Source organism: Kaistella gelatinilytica (genome assembly GCF_015679325.1).
In the GTDB taxonomy this organism is placed as follows: Bacteria; Bacteroidota; Bacteroidia; order Flavobacteriales; family Weeksellaceae; genus Kaistella; species Kaistella gelatinilytica.
Genome location: NZ_JADPVI010000004.1, coordinates 99,797 through 115,113 on the forward strand (window position 1 = coordinate 99,797; position 15,317 = coordinate 115,113).

Annotated in this window: 26 protein-coding genes; 25 read left to right on the top strand and 1 reads right to left on the bottom strand. The window is 37.0% G+C overall.

Annotated elements, in window-relative coordinates:
* Position 1: 1 nt before the first annotated feature.
* From rplV to rplQ, 23 genes are all read left to right on the top strand, one after another.
* Positions 2-403: a 50S ribosomal protein L22 gene (gene rplV / locus IV494_RS13150; RefSeq protein WP_196080590.1), complete on the top strand. Its 402-nt coding sequence runs from the start codon at positions 2-4 to the stop codon at positions 401-403.
* 7 nt (positions 404-410) lie between these two features.
* Positions 411-1,166, top strand: a complete 756-nt coding sequence (gene rpsC, locus IV494_RS13155; RefSeq protein ID WP_196080591.1) for a 30S ribosomal protein S3 — start codon at positions 411-413, stop codon at positions 1,164-1,166.
* Between the two features lie 80 nt (positions 1,167-1,246).
* Positions 1,247-1,672: a 50S ribosomal protein L16 gene (gene rplP, locus IV494_RS13160; RefSeq protein ID WP_196080592.1), complete on the top strand. Its 426-nt coding sequence runs from the start codon at positions 1,247-1,249 to the stop codon at positions 1,670-1,672.
* A gap of 11 nt (positions 1,673-1,683) precedes the next feature.
* The gene (gene rpmC / locus IV494_RS13165; protein ID WP_196080593.1) at positions 1,684-1,872 is read left to right on the top strand and encodes a 50S ribosomal protein L29; all 189 of its coding nucleotides are present in this window, start codon (positions 1,684-1,686) and stop codon (positions 1,870-1,872) included.
* A 12-nt stretch (positions 1,873-1,884) separates the two neighbouring features.
* On the top strand, positions 1,885-2,142 hold the full coding sequence (gene rpsQ / locus IV494_RS13170; protein ID WP_126337186.1) for a 30S ribosomal protein S17: 258 nt from the start codon (positions 1,885-1,887) through the stop codon (positions 2,140-2,142).
* Positions 2,142-2,510 (top strand): 50S ribosomal protein L14, encoded by a 369-nt coding sequence (rplN, locus tag IV494_RS13175; RefSeq protein ID WP_039349143.1) that lies wholly within the window; start codon positions 2,142-2,144, stop codon positions 2,508-2,510. The genes rpsQ and rplN overlap by 1 nt, the downstream gene beginning before the upstream one ends.
* 17 nt (positions 2,511-2,527) lie before the next feature.
* On the top strand, positions 2,528-2,854 hold the full coding sequence (rplX, locus tag IV494_RS13180; protein ID WP_039349140.1) for a 50S ribosomal protein L24: 327 nt from the start codon (positions 2,528-2,530) through the stop codon (positions 2,852-2,854).
* Positions 2,855-2,866: 12 nt separating this feature from the next.
* On the top strand, positions 2,867-3,418 hold the full coding sequence (gene rplE / locus IV494_RS13185) for a 50S ribosomal protein L5 (protein ID WP_196080594.1): 552 nt from the start codon (positions 2,867-2,869) through the stop codon (positions 3,416-3,418).
* Between the two features lie 3 nt (positions 3,419-3,421).
* On the top strand, positions 3,422-3,691 hold the full coding sequence (gene rpsN / locus IV494_RS13190) for a 30S ribosomal protein S14 (protein ID WP_039349136.1): 270 nt from the start codon (positions 3,422-3,424) through the stop codon (positions 3,689-3,691).
* Positions 3,692-3,836: 145 nt separating this feature from the next.
* Complete coding sequence (gene rpsH, locus IV494_RS13195; protein WP_039349134.1) at positions 3,837-4,235, top strand: 30S ribosomal protein S8; 399 nt, start codon at positions 3,837-3,839, stop codon at positions 4,233-4,235.
* A gap of 17 nt (positions 4,236-4,252) precedes the next feature.
* On the top strand, positions 4,253-4,798 hold the full coding sequence (gene rplF, locus IV494_RS13200; RefSeq protein WP_039349132.1) for a 50S ribosomal protein L6: 546 nt from the start codon (positions 4,253-4,255) through the stop codon (positions 4,796-4,798).
* A 17-nt stretch (positions 4,799-4,815) separates the two neighbouring features.
* Positions 4,816-5,163 carry a 50S ribosomal protein L18 gene (gene rplR, locus IV494_RS13205; protein ID WP_039349130.1) on the top strand — a complete coding sequence of 116 codons (348 nt, stop codon included), beginning with the start codon at positions 4,816-4,818 and terminating at the stop codon, positions 5,161-5,163.
* 18 nt (positions 5,164-5,181) lie between these two features.
* On the top strand, positions 5,182-5,703 hold the full coding sequence (rpsE, locus tag IV494_RS13210; RefSeq protein ID WP_039349128.1) for a 30S ribosomal protein S5: 522 nt from the start codon (positions 5,182-5,184) through the stop codon (positions 5,701-5,703).
* A gap of 9 nt (positions 5,704-5,712) precedes the next feature.
* A complete protein-coding gene (gene rpmD / locus IV494_RS13215) occupies positions 5,713-5,889 on the top strand; it encodes a 50S ribosomal protein L30 (protein ID WP_196080595.1) in 177 nt (58 codons plus the stop codon).
* A 79-nt stretch (positions 5,890-5,968) separates the two neighbouring features.
* Positions 5,969-6,415 (top strand): 50S ribosomal protein L15, encoded by a 447-nt coding sequence (rplO, locus tag IV494_RS13220; protein ID WP_039349122.1) that lies wholly within the window; start codon positions 5,969-5,971, stop codon positions 6,413-6,415.
* An 8-nt stretch (positions 6,416-6,423) separates the two neighbouring features.
* On the top strand, positions 6,424-7,806 hold the full coding sequence (secY, locus tag IV494_RS13225) for a preprotein translocase subunit SecY (RefSeq protein WP_039349117.1): 1,383 nt from the start codon (positions 6,424-6,426) through the stop codon (positions 7,804-7,806).
* A 7-nt stretch (positions 7,807-7,813) separates the two neighbouring features.
* The gene (infA, locus tag IV494_RS13230; RefSeq protein WP_031503426.1) at positions 7,814-8,029 is read left to right on the top strand and encodes a translation initiation factor IF-1; all 216 of its coding nucleotides are present in this window, start codon (positions 7,814-7,816) and stop codon (positions 8,027-8,029) included.
* A gap of 140 nt (positions 8,030-8,169) precedes the next feature.
* The gene (gene rpmJ, locus IV494_RS13235) at positions 8,170-8,286 is read left to right on the top strand and encodes a 50S ribosomal protein L36 (RefSeq protein WP_007839480.1); all 117 of its coding nucleotides are present in this window, start codon (positions 8,170-8,172) and stop codon (positions 8,284-8,286) included.
* Positions 8,287-8,295: 9 nt separating this feature from the next.
* Entirely contained in the window at positions 8,296-8,673 is a 378-nt protein-coding gene (gene rpsM / locus IV494_RS13240) for a 30S ribosomal protein S13 (RefSeq protein ID WP_039349114.1), read from the top strand.
* A gap of 12 nt (positions 8,674-8,685) precedes the next feature.
* Positions 8,686-9,075 (top strand): 30S ribosomal protein S11, encoded by a 390-nt coding sequence (rpsK, locus tag IV494_RS13245; RefSeq protein WP_039349111.1) that lies wholly within the window; start codon positions 8,686-8,688, stop codon positions 9,073-9,075.
* A gap of 90 nt (positions 9,076-9,165) precedes the next feature.
* Complete coding sequence (rpsD, locus tag IV494_RS13250; protein WP_196080596.1) at positions 9,166-9,774, top strand: 30S ribosomal protein S4; 609 nt, start codon at positions 9,166-9,168, stop codon at positions 9,772-9,774.
* Positions 9,775-9,808: 34 nt separating this feature from the next.
* Positions 9,809-10,804, top strand: coding sequence for a DNA-directed RNA polymerase subunit alpha (locus tag IV494_RS13255; protein WP_196080597.1), 996 nt, complete (start codon positions 9,809-9,811; stop codon positions 10,802-10,804).
* 6 nt (positions 10,805-10,810) lie between these two features.
* Positions 10,811-11,341 carry a 50S ribosomal protein L17 gene (gene rplQ / locus IV494_RS13260; protein WP_196080598.1) on the top strand — a complete coding sequence of 177 codons (531 nt, stop codon included), beginning with the start codon at positions 10,811-10,813 and terminating at the stop codon, positions 11,339-11,341.
* A gap of 467 nt (positions 11,342-11,808) precedes the next feature.
* On the opposite strand, the gene IV494_RS13265 is transcribed toward rplQ, so the two are convergent.
* On the bottom strand, positions 11,809-12,225 hold the full coding sequence (locus IV494_RS13265) for a hypothetical protein (protein ID WP_196080599.1): 417 nt from the start codon (positions 12,223-12,225) through the stop codon (positions 11,809-11,811).
* A gap of 174 nt (positions 12,226-12,399) precedes the next feature.
* Between IV494_RS13265 and eno the strand changes: the two genes are divergently transcribed.
* Together eno and IV494_RS13275 are read left to right on the top strand one after the other, a co-directional pair.
* Positions 12,400-13,692: a phosphopyruvate hydratase gene (eno, locus tag IV494_RS13270; protein ID WP_196080600.1), complete on the top strand. Its 1,293-nt coding sequence runs from the start codon at positions 12,400-12,402 to the stop codon at positions 13,690-13,692.
* An 81-nt stretch (positions 13,693-13,773) separates the two neighbouring features.
* On the top strand, positions 13,774-15,060 hold the full coding sequence (locus tag IV494_RS13275; protein ID WP_196080601.1) for a citrate synthase: 1,287 nt from the start codon (positions 13,774-13,776) through the stop codon (positions 15,058-15,060).
* The last annotated feature ends 257 nt before the right edge of the window (positions 15,061-15,317 follow it).

Below are 15,317 nucleotides of genomic sequence, written 5' to 3' on the forward strand. Positions count from 1 at the left end.
CATGGGATCAAGAAAAAGAGAAAGTGCTTTGGCACGTAAAATAGCAAACCAGGATGTAGCGAAAGCTTTACATAACGATTGCCCGTCTTCCCCAAGAAAGATGAGATTAGTAGTTGATATTATCAGAGGAGTTGAAGTTGACAAAGCTTTGGCAATTCTTAAATTTTCGAAAAAAGACGCTTCTAACAAGTTAGAAAAAGTTTTACTTTCTGCAATGGCCAACTGGCAGTTGAAAAATGAAGGTGCGGATATTGAAGAAGCTAATTTAATCGTAAAAGAAATTATGGTTGATAGTGCAAGACAATTGAAGAGACTAAGACCAGCTCCACAAGGAAGAGGTCATAGAATCAGAAAAAGATCGAACCACATTACTTTAATTTTGGGTAACAAAGAAACTATATAATCAAGTTATGGGACAAAAAACAAATCCAATAGGTAACAGATTAGGAATCATCAGAGGTTGGGACTCTAACTGGTATGGTGGTAAAGATTACGGCGACAGACTTGCTGAAGATTTTAAAATCAGAAGATATCTTGAAGCTCGTTTATCAAAAGGAGGAATTTCAAGAATTTATATTGAAAGAACTTTAAAACTGGTTACAATTACAATTACTACAGCCAGACCCGGTTTAATTATCGGTAAAGGTGGGCAGGAAGTTGACAAATTAAAAGAAGAGTTGAAAAAATTGACGGATAAAGATATTCAGATCAATATTTTCGAGATCAAAAGACCTGAACTTGACGCGGTTTTAGTTGCAGACAGCATCGCAAAACAAATCGAGAACAGAATATCGTACAGAAGAGCAGTTAAAATGTCTATCCAAAGCACTATGAGAATGGGAGCTGAAGGAATCAAAGTTCAAATCTCTGGTAGATTAAACGGAGCTGAAATGGCAAGAAGCGAATCTTTCAAAGACGGAAGAATTCCTTTGTCAACATTTAGAGCAGATATCGATTACCATATCGGTGAAGCTTTAACTCAGTACGGGAAATTAGGAGTGAAAGTTTGGATTATGAAAGGTGAAGTTTACGGTAGACGTGACTTAATGCCACTAGTAGGACAACAGAAAAAAGGAGCACCTGCCGGAAGAGGCGACCGTAACGACAGAAATGATCGTGGCGAAAGAGGTGACAGACCAGACAGAAGACCAAGAGATAGAAAATAATTAAAAAATTTTAGAGGCCAGTTTTAAATGACCGTTACTTTTTTAAAATCTAAAATCTAAAATCTAAAATTTAATAGATTATGTTACAACCAAAAAGAACCAAATTCCGTAAAGTTCACAAGATGAAAATGAAGGGGGTTGCTCATAGAGGCAGTCAACTTGCTTACGGAACTTTCGGGATCAAAGCCAACGAAGGTGCTTGGATCACTGCAAGACAAATTGAAGCAGCGCGTATCGCAGCGACAAGATATATGAAGAGAGAAGGTCAGTTATGGATCAAAATATTTCCGGATAAGCCGATTACGAAAAAACCAGCCGAAGTAAGGATGGGAAAAGGTAAAGGTGCCGTAGAATATTGGGTATCTGTAGTGAAACCTGGTAAAATAATGTTCGAAGTAGGAGGTGTTCCTTATGAAGTAGCAAAAGAAGCATTGCGTCTTGCTGCTCAGAAACTTCCTGTAACTACAAGATTTGTAGTGGCGAATGATTTTGTTCAACCTCAATAATCTGAATTATTATGAAAAAAGCTGACATCAAAAATCTAAGCGCAGGAGATATTCAAAACAAATTAACTGAAATAAGAGCAGATTTCAATAAAATGAAAATGTCTCATTCTATTAGTCCAATTGAAAATCCTATTCAAATCAGAGACATGAGAAAAACAATCGCACGTCTGGAAACTGAACTAACACTAAAACAACAATAAGAATTTCATTTTATCATGGATAGAAATTTAAGAAAAGAGAGAATCGGAATCGTTTCCAGCAATAAAATGGAAAAGACCATTGTTGTTAGTGAAACTACAAGAGTAAAACACCCAATGTACGGTAAATTCGTTTTGAAAACGAAAAAATACACCGCTCACGATGAGAACAACGAGTGTACTGAAGGCGATACTGTAATGATTACAGAAACAAGACCTTTAAGTAAAAGTAAGAGATGGAGATTAGTACGAATCATTGAAAAAGCTAAGTAATGTTACAAACCGAATCAAGAATAAAAGTTGCTGATAACACAGGTGCCAAAGAAGTACTGGTTATTAGAGTTCTGGGAGGAACTAGAAGAAGATATGCTTCAGTTGGTGATAAAGTCGTAGTTACTATCAAAGATTCTGCACCACAAGGACAAGCGAAAAAAGGAACTGTTTCTAAAGCAGTTGTAGTAAGAACAAAAAAAGCAGTACGTAGAAAAGATGGTTCATACATCAAGTTCGACGATAATGCTTGCGTTTTGTTAAATGCTGCAGGTGAAATGAGAGGAACACGTGTTTTCGGACCCGTTGCTCGTGAACTAAGAGACAAAGAATATATGAAAGTTATTTCATTAGCTCCTGAAGTACTTTAATTTTAAAATTTACAAAAATGACAAAGTTAAAAATCAAAAAAGGAGATAACGTAATCATCACTACCGGAAAGAAAGAAATTAAAGGTAAAAAAGGTGAGGTTATTGAAGTGATCAGAAAAGAAGGCAAAGACGCCAGAGTAATTATCGCAGGTTTAAATATTGTTAAAAAACATACTAAACCATCTGCAGGTAATCCACAAGGCGGAATTGTAGAAAAAGAAGCATCCATCCATATTTCAAATGTAATGCTTATCGACAAAAACGGTAAGACGACTAAAACAGGATCTAAGGTTGACGGTGATAAAAAAGTAAGAGTTGCGAAATCAACCGGTGAAACTTTATAATTATAAAAGACGATGGAATATATAGTAAGACCAAAACAACAATATAAAGAGAAAATTGTTCCTGCAATGATGGAAGAATTTGGGTACAAATCTGTTATGCAGGTTCCTAAATTGCTTAAAATCGTTGTATCACAAGGTTTAGGAGCTGCTTCTGCCGACAAGAAAATTGTTGACTATGCAGTAGAAGAACTTACAATGATCACTGGTCAAAAAGCAGTAGGAACGATCTCTAAGAAAGATGAAGCTGCCTTTAAATTAAGAAAAGGAATGCCAATTGGTGCGAGAGTAACCTTAAGAGCAAACCAGATGTATGAGTTTTTAGACAGACTAGCTTCTTCAGCTTTACCACGAATCCGTGATTTTAACGGTATCAAAGCTGATGGTTTCGACGGAAGAGGAAATTACAATTTAGGGATCACTGAGCAAATCATTTTTCCTGAGATCGTAATCGACAAAGTAAAAAAAATCCAGGGGATGGACATTACTTTCGTTACTTCTGCGAAAACTGATAAAGAAGCGAAATCATTATTAACTCACTTCGGTTTACCTTTCAAAAAGAACTAAAAGATGGCTAAAGAATCAATGAAAGCGCGTGAGCGCAAAAGAGAAGCTACGGTAGCAAAATATGCTGAGAAAAGAAAAGCTTTAAAAGAAGCTAATGATTATCTTGGTTTACAAAAATTGCCGAAAGATGCTTCACCAGTAAGACTACACAACAGATGTAAATTAACTGGAAGACCAAGAGGTTACATGAGAACATTCGGTCTTTCAAGAGTAACTTTCAGAGAAATGGCCAACAACGGTCTGATCCCGGGAGTGAAAAAAGCAAGTTGGTAATAATTTAGAACAATCGAGATGATCAAGTTGATTTGATTGCGGTGAAAATATATTTTGAAAACAGACTTCGGTCTTGGCTCTCTTTAATTTTTACTCAGCTCTTATCAAAACTGCTCATCACAAACCAATAATTTAAAATAGAAAAATGGTAACAGATCCAATTTCAGATTTCCTAACCAGAGTAAGGAACGCACAAAGCGCAGGCCACAAAGTGGTGGATATTCCTGCATCGAAAATCAAAAAGGAGATTACAAAAATTTTGTTTGACCAGGGTTTTATCTTGAACTACAAGTTCGAGGAAAGCGCTGTTCAGGGAAATATCAAAATCGCTTTAAAGTACGACAAAACAACCAACAAACCGGTTATCAAAAGCATTCAACGTGCTTCTAGACCAGGTTTGAGACAATACAAAGGGTCAGGAGAACTGCCAAGAGTATTAAACGGATTGGGTATAGCTATTATCTCAACTTCAAGAGGAGTAATGACAGATAAAAAAGCACGTCAGGAAAAAGTTGGTGGAGAGGTAATCTGCTATGTTTATTAATAAATAATCAAAGGAAAATGTCAAGAATTGGTAAAGCAATTATAGAAATTCCCGCTAATGTTACGGTAACCGAGAAAAACGGACTGGTAACTGTGAAAGGACCGAAAGGCGAACTTACACAGCAATTAGAAGAGGGGATCACTCTAAAACAAGAAGACGGAATCTTAACTTTAGACCGTCCATCTGAATCAAAATCACACAAAGCATTACACGGTCTTTACAGAGCGTTAATCAATAATATGGTTTTAGGAACTTCCGAAGGTTGGTCTAAAAAACTAGAATTAGTAGGAGTAGGATATAGAGCATCTAATCAAGGAAACAAATTAGAATTAGCTTTAGGATTCTCTCATGGGATCGTACTTGATCTTCCGAAAGAAATTGTGGTAGAAACTTTATCCGAAAAAGGTAAAAACCCTGTCATCACTCTGTCATCATTTGACAAACAATTATTAGGAATGGTTGCTGCAAAGATCAGATCTTTCAGAAAACCAGAGCCGTATAAAGGAAAGGGTGTTAGATTCGTTGGAGAAATTGTAAGACGTAAAGCTGGTAAATCTGCTTAATTTTTAAACTTAAGAACATGGCACTAAGCAAAGTACAAAAAAGAAATAGAATTAAAAGAAGAGTAAGAGGGAAAATCTCTGGCTCTGCTGAATTACCAAGATTATCTGTTTACAAAAGCAATAAAGAAATTTACGCTCAATTGATCGACGATAAAGATGGTAAAACCTTAGCTTCAGCTTCGTCAAGAGCGTTGACTGCTAAAGGAAACAAAGTAGAAATCTCTGCAGAAGTTGGAAAAGCGATCGCTGAAAAGGCTAAAGCTGCAGGAATTGAAAAAATAGTGTTCGACAGAAACGGATTTGTATATCATGGTAGAGTGAAAGCTTTGGCAGACGGTGCAAGAGAAGGCGGACTAAAATTCTAATCATTAAATTTCGGAAATATGTTAGGACTAGATAATATAGAAAAAGTAAAACCGGGAGGATTAGAACTTAAAGATCGTCTCGTTTCAGTAAACAGAGTTACCAAAGTAACCAAAGGAGGTAGAGCTTTCGGGTTTTCTGCAATCGTGGTTGTAGGTGATGAAGCTGGAACCGTAGGTTTCGGATTAGGAAAATCTAAAGAAGTAGCTTCAGCTATTGCAAAAGCAGTAGAAGATGCTAAGAAAAATTTAGTAAAAGTTCCTGTTGTAAATCATACCATTCCTCACCAAACTTCCGCTCGTTACGGTGGTGCAGATATCTTCTTGAGACCTGCAACTCACGGTACAGGTGTAATCGCAGGTGGTACTGTTCGTATGGTAGTTGAAGCTGCTGGAATCAAAGATATTCTTTCAAAATCTAAAGGTTCATCTAACCCCCATAACGTTGTGAAAGCTACTTTCAAAGCATTATTGGATATCAGAAGACCTGAAGAAATTGCAAAATTGAGAGGTATTTCATTAGATAAAGTGTTTAACGGTTAATATAAAACAATGGCAAAAATTCAAGTAAAACAAGTAAAAAGCGCTATTGGTAGAACCAAAACTCAAAAGAGAACGCTCGAAGCATTAGGATTAAAAAAACTTCACCAAGTTGTGGAACATGATGATACTCCTTCTATCTTAGGAATGGTATCTTCAGTAGCTCACCTCGTAGTAGTTGTAAAATAGAAAATAGACAAAGGGGCAAGAGACTCTAATTAAATTACAGTCTCTTTTCTCTAATCTTAAAATCTCAAATCTAAAAATAATGAATTTAAATAATATTAGACCTGCAGCAGGTTCTACACACAGTACTAAAAGAATCGGTAGAGGACAAGGTAGTGGTAAAGGAGGTACAGCTGGGAAAGGTCACAATGGTCAGCAAGCAAGAGCTGGTTATTCACAAAAAATCGGTTTTGAAGGGGGTCAAATGCCTTTGCAAAGAAGATTGCCTAAATTCGGTTTTACTAACGTAAACAGAAAAGAATACAGAGCGATCAATATTGATACGATTCAAGTGTTAGCCGATACTAAGAACATCACTGACTTTACTCAAGAAGTATTGGTACAAAACGGATTAGCGAAGAAAAACGAAATCGTAAAGATTTTGGGAAGAGGAGAATTGAAATCAGGTGTTTCTATCTCTGCTCACAAATTCACAAAATCTGCTGAAGAAGCAATTGCTAAAGCAGGCGGAAAAGCAATTACTCTATAATTACGACAATGAAAGAATTTATACAAACACTAAAAAACATTTGGAGTCTTAAGGAATTGAGGGATAAAATTATGTTTACTCTCGGTATCATCCTTGTGTATAGATTCGCATCTTATATTTCTTTACCTGCCATTAACATGTCAGAAGTAGGAAATCTTTTGGACATTTACAAACAGCAAGGAGGCAACAAGCAAGGAGCAGGACTTCTTGGCTTGCTTTCTTCGTTTACAGGTGGTGCATTCTCCAGAGCCTCAATTATGGCGCTCGGGATCATGCCTTATATTTCTGCTTCCATTATTGTGCAGTTGATGGGTATGGCAATTCCGTACCTTCAGAAATTGCAGAAAGATGGGGAAAGTGGTAGAAATACTTTGAACCAAATTACAAGATGGTTAACAATTGCAGTTTGTTTGGTACAGGCTCCTTCTTATCTTACTTCGATCACTCAGATGTTTTTGCCGCATGCACAGTTTGCTTCTGCATATTTTGTACATCCGGAATCAATTATGTTCTGGTTGCCAAGTATCGTAATTCTGGTAGCAGGTTCCGTATTTGCAATGTGGTTAGGAGAAAAAATTACTGATAAAGGAATCGGAAACGGTATCTCGATCTTAATTATGGTTGGTATTTTAGCAGATCTACCTGGAGCATTTATTCAGGAAATCGCTACACAAACCGGAAAAGGAGGATTTGGTACGATCATGATTCTTATTGAAGTTTTATTCTGGATGGTTGTAGTACTATTAGCGATTATTTTATCGGTTGCAGTGCGAAAAATTCCTATTCAGTATGTAAGCAGAGCACAGGCAAGAGGTGGAGTAACAAAAAATTTGATGCAGGGCGCAAGACAGTGGATTCCTTTAAAGGTGAATGCTGCCGGAGTTATGCCGATCATTTTTGCTCAGGCCTTAATGTTTGTTCCTGGACTTTTAACGAAAGTTGATGAGTCAAATACATTCCTGGCAGGATTCAAAAATGTTTTCAGCTGGCAATACAATGTATTATTTGCGATATTAATTATCATCTTCTCTTTCTTCTACACTGCGATCACAATTCCTGTGAATCAAATGGCAGATGATCTGAAAAGAAACGGCGGTCTAATTCCAAAGGTAAGACCTGGGAAAGAAACCTCTGATTATCTGGATGATATCCTCTCAAAAATAACTTTGCCAGGTTCGATGTTTTTAGCTATCTTTGCAATCCTTCCGGCAATAGTGCACGGAGCGTTTGTTCAGACGGATAGATTTGCTCTTTTCTTCGGTGGAACATCACTATTAATCATGGTTGGTGTAATACTGGATACGATTCAGCAGATCAATACGTACTTATTAAATCATCATTATGATGGCTTGATGCAGTCGAAATTATCCAGAACAAGCAACAATCTGTAAATAATAAATGGCTAAACAAAAACATATTGAACAAGACGGCGTGATCACGGAAGCACTTTCGAACGCGCAGTTTCGTGTAGAACTGGAAAATGGGCATGTTCTTATCGCTCATATTTCTGGTAAAATGCGAATGCATTACATCAAACTTTTACCTGGAGATAAGGTAAAATTAGAACTTTCTCCTTACGATTTATCGAAAGGAAGAATCACCTTCAGATATTAATTTCAGGTCAACTGAATTTAACTATAAACGAGAACTTGTAGAATTACATAATTTTATTGAAGTTCTAAATTTAAACAAAATGGGAATGATTCCGTAAGATCTCATTTAACCGTTGTAAAATTAAAAAAGAAAAGTAACGAATGAAAGTTAGAGCATCTATCAAAAAAAGAAGTGCTGATTGCAAGATCGTTCGCCGAAAAGGCGTTCTGTTCGTGATCAACAAGAAGAACCCAAAATTTAAACAAAGACAAGGCTAAAATTAAATTATGGCGAGAATTTCCGGTATTGATTTACCAAAGAACAAAAGAGGCGTTATCGGCTTAACCTATATTTTCGGAGTTGGAAGAAGTACTTCTTCTAAGATCCTTAAAGCCGCCGGTATCAGCGAAGACAAGAAAGTCAACGAATGGAATGACGATGAATTGGCATTGATCAGAACCTACATCACTGAACACGTAAAAGTAGAAGGTGAATTGCGTACTGAAACTTCAACTAACATCAAGCGATTGATGGATATTGGTTGCCAACGAGGAATACGTCACAGACTTGGATTACCTTTAAGAGGACAAAGAACTAAAAATAATTCTAGAACCCGAAAAGGAAAACGAAAAACTGTTGCTAACAAGAAAAAAGCAAGTAAATAATCGGTAAGAATTATGGCAAAACAGACAAAAGCAGTTAAGAAAAGAAAAGTTAAAGTTGAAGCAATTGGGGAAGCTCATATTCAGGCAACTTTTAACAATATCATTATTTCTTTAACGAATAAAAACGGAGAAGTAATCTCTTGGGCATCTGCCGGAAAAATGGGATTCAGAGGTTCTAAAAAGAATACTCCCTTCGCAGCACAAATGGCTGCAGAAAATTGCTCTACAGTAGCTCATGACGCTGGACTACGCAGAGTAAAGGTTTACGTGAAAGGTCCTGGTGCAGGTAGAGAATCTGCCATCAGAACTATTCACAATTCAGGAATTGAAGTTAGTGAAATCGTTGACGTGACTCCTATGCCACATAACGGATGTAGACCACCAAAAAGAAGAAGAGTATAATCTATCATTTTATGTTTTAGTTTTAAATTCTTAATGGCAAACCCATTCTGATCTAAAATCTAAAATCTAGAATCTAAAATCTTATAAAATATGGCAAGATATATTGGACCTAAAACGAAAATTGCAAGAAAATTTGGTGCTGCAATTTACGGAGACGACAAAAACTTCGAGAAAAGAAAGAACCAACCACCAGGACAACATGGTGTGAACAAAAGAAGAGGATCTAAGAAATCCGAATATGCTGTTCAGTTAATGGAAAAGCAAAAAGCTAAATATACCTATGGTATTTTAGAAAGACAATTTGCTAATATGTACGAAAAAGCCAACCGAGCAAAAGGCGTTACAGGTGAAGTACTATTGCAATTATGTGAATCTAGATTAGACAATGTAGTGTACAGATTCGGGTTTGCGAAAACCAGAGCCGGTGCAAGACAATTGGTTTCTCACAGACACATCACAGTAAATGGAGAATTAGTAAACATCGCATCTTACACGCTTAAAGCTGGAGACGTGGTAGCAATCAGAGAGAAATCAAAATCTTTGGAAGTTATTGCTGATTCATTAGCTTATAAGTCAAGTTATGAGTGGTTACAATTCAACGACGAAACTAAACAAGGTACTTTCATCGCAGCTCCGGAGAGAATTCAAATCCCGGAAGACTTGAAAGAACAGTTGATCGTCGAACTTTACTCTAAATAATAATTTTTTCAAATTTTTGCTCAACCCAAATTATATGGCAATTTTAACATTTATTAAACCCGATAAAGTAATCCTTCTTAACTCCGATGATTTCAAAGGTCAATTTGAATTCAGACCATTGGAGCCAGGTTTCGGACTTACGATCGGTAATGCTTTGAGAAGAGTATTGCTTTCTTCTCTAGAAGGATATGCTATTTCCTCTATCAAAATAGAAGGCGTAGAGCACGAATTTTCAACAATTCCGGGTGTTATAGAAGACGTTACAGAAATTATTCTGAATCTTAAACAGTTAAGACTTAAAGCTAAAACTGAAGCTGCTACGGCAGAAACAGTTTCTGCAAAAGTTTCCGGACAAACGACCGTAACTGCAGGAGATTTAGGAAAATCAATTCAAGGTTTCGAAATTTTGAACCCAGAGTTGATCATCTGTAATCTTAACAAGGATGTGAAATTCGAAATTACATTCAACGTTGAGAAAGGAAGAGGTTATGTTCCATCGGATCAAAACAAGACGAACAATGCTGCTATTGGTACCATTGCAATCGACTCTATCTTTACGCCGATCAAAAAAGTGCAGTACAGTGTTGAAAATTATCGTGTCGAGCAAAAAACAGACTACGAAAAACTCGTTTTAGATATTGAGACTGATGGCTCCATCTCCCCTCAAAATGCTTTAACTGAAGCTTCTAAGATATTAATTTATCACTTCATGTTGTTCTCCGACGAGAGAATTACGTTGGAGACTGAAGCTGTAAAAGCATCTATTCAATACGATGAAGAAACTTTACATACAAGACAACTTCTTAAATCTAAATTAACAGATATGGACTTGTCCGTAAGAGCACTCAACTGCTTGAAAGCTGCTGAAGTAGAAACTTTAGGAGAACTGGTTTCTTACACGAAGTCTGATTTGATGAAATTCCGAAATTTCGGTAAAAAATCATTAACAGAATTAGAAGAATTAGTGCATGCAAAAGGTCTTAACTTCGGTTTCGACGTTGCTAAATATAAATTAGACGCTGACAAATAAATAACAATGAGACACGGTAAAAAATTCAATCACTTATCTAGAACAGCTTCACACAGAAGTGCGATGCTTTCTAATATGGCTTGTTCTCTTATTGAGCATAAAAGAATCATGACTACTGTTGCAAAAGCGAAAGCTTTGAGAGTGTACGTTGAGCCTATCCTTACAAAATCGAAAGACGATACTACACACAACAGAAGAACGGTTTTCTCCTACTTGCAAAGCAAAGAAGCAGTTACTGAATTATTCAGAACAGTTGCTCCTAAGATTGCATCAAGACCAGGCGGTTATACAAGAATCATTAAAACAGGATTTAGACAAGGAGATGCTGCCGATATGGCAATGATCGAATTGGTAGATTTCAATGAGCTTTACAACCCGAATGCTGAAGAGAAAAAAGTAACAAGAAGAAGCAGAAGAGCGACTCCAAAAGCGACAGAAACTGTAGCTGACGCAGCAACGATCCCTGCCAAAGAAGTTAAAACTGAAGAGCCAACAGCAGAAGCTGCTGATTCAACAGAAGAAAAAGCTGCGGAATAATTATCCCCAACTTTGATATACTAAAAAGCCATTCATTAATTTGAATGGCTTTTTTTATGTAGCTTAATCCCGCTTGTAGTTTATCCTGAGCCTGTCGAAGGGCTATATCTTTTGCTCGTCGTGCCTCCTCAGAAAAGGATGCCGCTTCAATCGGGGCTAGGAAATACCGTGTAAAAGTAGTGTCTTTTCAAATTAGAAAAAAACAACTGATCTCCCAAAATTTTTTTAACTTTTTGATAATCCTCAAATCCTCAAATCCTCAAATCCTCAAATCCTCAAATCCTCAAATCCTCAAATCCTCAAATCCTCAAATCCTCAAATCCTCAAATCCTCAAATCCTCAAATCCTCAAATCCTCAAATCCTCAAATCCTCAAATCCTCAAATCCTCAAATCCTCAAATTCTTCTTGGGTATTTTTACTTTTTACTTGGATCTTTTCACTTGGCTCTTTTTCCATGAGTCTTCACCTACTGTCCTCTCGCTTTCTTCAACTTAATAATATTATTTCCCTGCGTAATCGTAATACTGTCGGTCTTCGCCATAATCTCGAAATCGTAGTTTCCGTAAATCGTACCATCTGAAGTTTTCTTTTTCTCCGGTGCAGAGATCGTTTTGTTATTGCTTCTAATGCTGATGCTTTTTTCTTTATCCGTATTTTTAAAGGTGACCAAAGCAGATGAGCCATCCTCAGCAACATAACGTTCAGTATATTCCTGCGCAGTTTTATTTCCGGCATTTTCGGTAACGCTTAAACTGTCTTTTGGCAGATTTTCCGAATATCCATTTTCCTTTTTGATAACACCTTTATTACCCTCTGTACTTTTATTACAGCTAAATGTCAACAGAAGTAAGGAAGTTGATAGGGTGATGATTGTCTTTTTCATTGGTAGTGATTTTGTCGTTAATTCAAATTTAATGATAACTTTTCTAATTCTCAGTTAAGCCGTACAATTAACTTAATTTTAACTCAAACCCAGGTAAAATCATTGCAGAAATCAACGGCAATCATTCAATTTTAACTAAATTTGTAATCATTAATAAAACTTAAAATAAATACAATGAGTTACATTTCTTACATTGAAGCAAGACAAATTTTTGATTCCAGAGGAAATCCTACAATTGAAGTTGATGTTTTCACAGAAAGTGGTGCAATGGGACGGGCTGCAGTTCCTTCCGGAGCTTCTACAGGTGAACATGAAGCCGTAGAATTACGCGATGGAGCTAAAGAATATGGCGGAAAAGGAGTTTTGAAAGCCGTAGAAAATGTAAGAGAAGTTATTGCTCCTGAATTAATTGGGACTTCTGTTTTTGAGCAAAATTTTATCGATCAGCTGATGATCGAGTTAGACGGAACTCCAAACAAAGCCAACCTTGGTGCAAATGCAATTCTGGGTGTTTCTTTAGCAGTAGCAAAAGCAGCGGCGATAGAATTAAAAATTCCTTTGTATAAATATATTGGCGGTGTAAATGCAAATACACTTCCTGTTCCGATGATGAATGTAATTAATGGCGGTTCGCATTCAGACGCGCCTATTGCTTTTCAGGAATTCATGATCATGCCCGTAAAGGCAGATTCATTTTCTCACGCGTTACAGAAAGGGACAGAGATTTTCCACGAATTAAAATCAATCTTAAAAAAGAGAGATCTTTCCACCGCAGTTGGTGATGAAGGTGGTTTTGCCCCAAAATTTCATGGTACGGAAGACGCTTTAGATACTTTAACACAAGCAATTTCAAACGCAGGTTACAAAGCTGGAGATGATATTATGTTTGCTTTAGATTCTGCAGCTTCAGAATTTTATGTTGATGGAAAATACGATTACAGAAAATTTGAAGGAGAAAATGGTGCATGCAGAACTCGCGAAGAGCAAGTTGACTATTTAGCTGAACTGGCTTCCAAATATCCGATCATTTCAATCGAAGACGGTATGGATGAAAATGACTGGGAAGGTTGGAAATTATTAACCGAAAGATTAGGAAAAACGGTTCAGATCGTTGGTGACGATTTATTCGTAACGAACACCGAAATTTTAGCCAAAGGAATTGCCGGAGATATTGCAAACTCTATTTTAATTAAAGTAAACCAGATCGGTACTTTGTCTGAAACCATGGCAGCTGTGCAAATGGCCCAAAATAACAAATACACCACCGTAATGTCTCACAGATCAGGAGAAACCGAGGATTCAACCATCGCTGATTTAGCGGTTGCAATGAATTGCGGCCAGATCAAAACCGGTTCTGCTTCCCGTTCAGACAGAATGGCGAAATATAATCAGCTTTTGAGAATTGAAGAGGCTTTAGGGGAGACAGCAATTTTCCCTGGAATGGATGCTTTCAAAATAAAGCGATAATAGATAGAATTAATCGGGAATGAGAAAAATCGTTTGTGGTTTTCTCTTAATATTCATAAATTAGTAAAAAAATAAATTAAAATGTCAGATAACAAAGTTATATTAAATTATGACGGGAAAGCCTTTGAGTATCCCATCATAGAAAGTACAATCGGCGACAGAGGAATCGATATCTCAAAATTGAGGGACCAAACCGGATTAATTACTTTAGACTTAGGATATAAAAATACAGGAGCGACGATCAGTGATATCACTTATTTAGATGGCGATAATGGAGAATTATATTACAGAGGTTATCCAATTGAGCAAATTGCAGAAAAATCGAATTTTACCGAGGTAATTTATCTATTGTTGAACGGCAGTTTACCAACTTCAGACCAGTTTGCAGGTTTCGAAAAAGGAATCAAGAAATACAATTTCGTTGCTGACGAAATGAAAAGACTCATCGACGTTTTTCCTCGTTCAGCCCATCCAATGGGAGTTTTATCTTCCCTAACTTCTGCTTTAACAGCCTTTAATCCAAAAGCGGTTGATGTAACTTCAAAAGAAGATATGGATCACGCTGCAGAAATGCTCATCGCTAAATTTTCTCACCTTTGCGCCTGGACTTACCGTAAAAAAATGGGACTTTCCATCAATCATGGTGATGACAGTTTAAACTATGTAGAGAATTTCTACAAAATGTGTTTCCGTCGTCCAAACCAGGAGTTTCATTTAGATCCGGTTGTTGTTGGCGCTTTAGATAAATTATTAATTCTTCACGCAGACCACGAGCAAAACTGCTCTACATCAACTGTAAGAATGGTTGGTTCCGCACATACAGGTCTTTTCGCTTCAGTTTCCGCAGGGATTTCTGCACTTTGGGGTCCACTTCACGGTGGTGCAAATCAGGCAGTGATCGAAATGCTTGAAATGATCGAAAAAGATGGTGGTAATGTCGCAAAATATGTAGAGAAAGCAAAAAATAAAGACGATAATTTCCGTTTGATGGGATTCGGACACAGAGTTTACAAAAACTTCGATCCAAGAGCAACCATCATCAAAAAAGCAGCAGATGACATTCTTAATTCATTAGGAATCGAAGACAAAGCCTTAGATATTGCACGTCAGTTAGAAAGAGTAGCGCTGGAAGACGAGTATTTCGTAAGCAGAAAACTCTATCCAAACGTAGATTTCTATTCCGGAATTATTTACCGCGCTTTAGGAATTCCGACAGAAATGTTCACTGTAATGTTCGCTTTAGGACGTTTACCGGGATGGATTTCTCAGTGGAAAGAAATGCGTTTGCACAACGATCCGATCGGCAGACCAAGACAGGTTTATCAGGGAGCTCAAAAACGCGATTACGTGGAGATGAACCAAAGATAAATTCTTCAAATACTTACAGATTCCCTTTCAATTTATTTTGAGAGGGAATTTTTCTTAGCGCATGCTTCACTTCCTCTAAAGGCTTTTCTACTAATTTTTCTAGCGCGCATTTTCCGGCTTTCACTACTCGCTTCGCGATCAAGTGCACCGGGAGAGTTCAAACGTGCCGTTTAATATGGGGCGCAGATTTTTGCTCAAATGAGATGCCCGCAAAATTTAAAATTCATTATATTTAACCCTCAGAATTAATAACCATC

What these genes read in the sequence shown, in the direction of transcription:
- IV494_RS13275 (WP_196080601.1), top strand. Translation starts at nt 13,774, where the DNA reads ATGTCAGATAACAAAGTTATATTAAATTATGACGGGAAAGCCTTTGAG.
- rplR (WP_039349130.1), top strand. Translation starts at nt 4,816, where the DNA reads ATGGCACTAAGCAAAGTACAAAAAAGAAATAGAATTAAAAGAAGAGTA.
- IV494_RS13265 (WP_196080599.1), bottom strand. Translation starts at nt 12,225, where the DNA reads ATGAAAAAGACAATCATCACCCTATCAACTTCCTTACTTCTGTTGACA.
- rpsK (WP_039349111.1), top strand. Translation starts at nt 8,686, where the DNA reads ATGGCAAAACAGACAAAAGCAGTTAAGAAAAGAAAAGTTAAAGTTGAA.
- rplE (WP_196080594.1), top strand. Translation starts at nt 2,867, where the DNA reads ATGGAATATATAGTAAGACCAAAACAACAATATAAAGAGAAAATTGTT.
- rpsC (WP_196080591.1), top strand. Translation starts at nt 411, where the DNA reads ATGGGACAAAAAACAAATCCAATAGGTAACAGATTAGGAATCATCAGA.
- rpmC (WP_196080593.1), top strand. Translation starts at nt 1,684, where the DNA reads ATGAAAAAAGCTGACATCAAAAATCTAAGCGCAGGAGATATTCAAAAC.
- rpmJ (WP_007839480.1), top strand. Translation starts at nt 8,170, where the DNA reads ATGAAAGTTAGAGCATCTATCAAAAAAAGAAGTGCTGATTGCAAGATC.
- infA (WP_031503426.1), top strand. Translation starts at nt 7,814, where the DNA reads ATGGCTAAACAAAAACATATTGAACAAGACGGCGTGATCACGGAAGCA.
- rpsM (WP_039349114.1), top strand. Translation starts at nt 8,296, where the DNA reads ATGGCGAGAATTTCCGGTATTGATTTACCAAAGAACAAAAGAGGCGTT.
- IV494_RS13255 (WP_196080597.1), top strand. Translation starts at nt 9,809, where the DNA reads ATGGCAATTTTAACATTTATTAAACCCGATAAAGTAATCCTTCTTAAC.
- rpmD (WP_196080595.1), top strand. Translation starts at nt 5,713, where the DNA reads ATGGCAAAAATTCAAGTAAAACAAGTAAAAAGCGCTATTGGTAGAACC.
- rplP (WP_196080592.1), top strand. Translation starts at nt 1,247, where the DNA reads ATGTTACAACCAAAAAGAACCAAATTCCGTAAAGTTCACAAGATGAAA.
- rpsD (WP_196080596.1), top strand. Translation starts at nt 9,166, where the DNA reads ATGGCAAGATATATTGGACCTAAAACGAAAATTGCAAGAAAATTTGGT.
- eno (WP_196080600.1), top strand. Translation starts at nt 12,400, where the DNA reads ATGAGTTACATTTCTTACATTGAAGCAAGACAAATTTTTGATTCCAGA.
- rplN (WP_039349143.1), top strand. Translation starts at nt 2,142, where the DNA reads ATGTTACAAACCGAATCAAGAATAAAAGTTGCTGATAACACAGGTGCC.
- secY (WP_039349117.1), top strand. Translation starts at nt 6,424, where the DNA reads ATGAAAGAATTTATACAAACACTAAAAAACATTTGGAGTCTTAAGGAA.
- rplF (WP_039349132.1), top strand. Translation starts at nt 4,253, where the DNA reads ATGTCAAGAATTGGTAAAGCAATTATAGAAATTCCCGCTAATGTTACG.
- rplX (WP_039349140.1), top strand. Translation starts at nt 2,528, where the DNA reads ATGACAAAGTTAAAAATCAAAAAAGGAGATAACGTAATCATCACTACC.
- rpsN (WP_039349136.1), top strand. Translation starts at nt 3,422, where the DNA reads ATGGCTAAAGAATCAATGAAAGCGCGTGAGCGCAAAAGAGAAGCTACG.
- rplO (WP_039349122.1), top strand. Translation starts at nt 5,969, where the DNA reads ATGAATTTAAATAATATTAGACCTGCAGCAGGTTCTACACACAGTACT.
- rpsH (WP_039349134.1), top strand. Translation starts at nt 3,837, where the DNA reads ATGGTAACAGATCCAATTTCAGATTTCCTAACCAGAGTAAGGAACGCA.
- rplV (WP_196080590.1), top strand. Translation starts at nt 2, where the DNA reads ATGGGATCAAGAAAAAGAGAAAGTGCTTTGGCACGTAAAATAGCAAAC.
- rpsE (WP_039349128.1), top strand. Translation starts at nt 5,182, where the DNA reads ATGTTAGGACTAGATAATATAGAAAAAGTAAAACCGGGAGGATTAGAA.
- rplQ (WP_196080598.1), top strand. Translation starts at nt 10,811, where the DNA reads ATGAGACACGGTAAAAAATTCAATCACTTATCTAGAACAGCTTCACAC.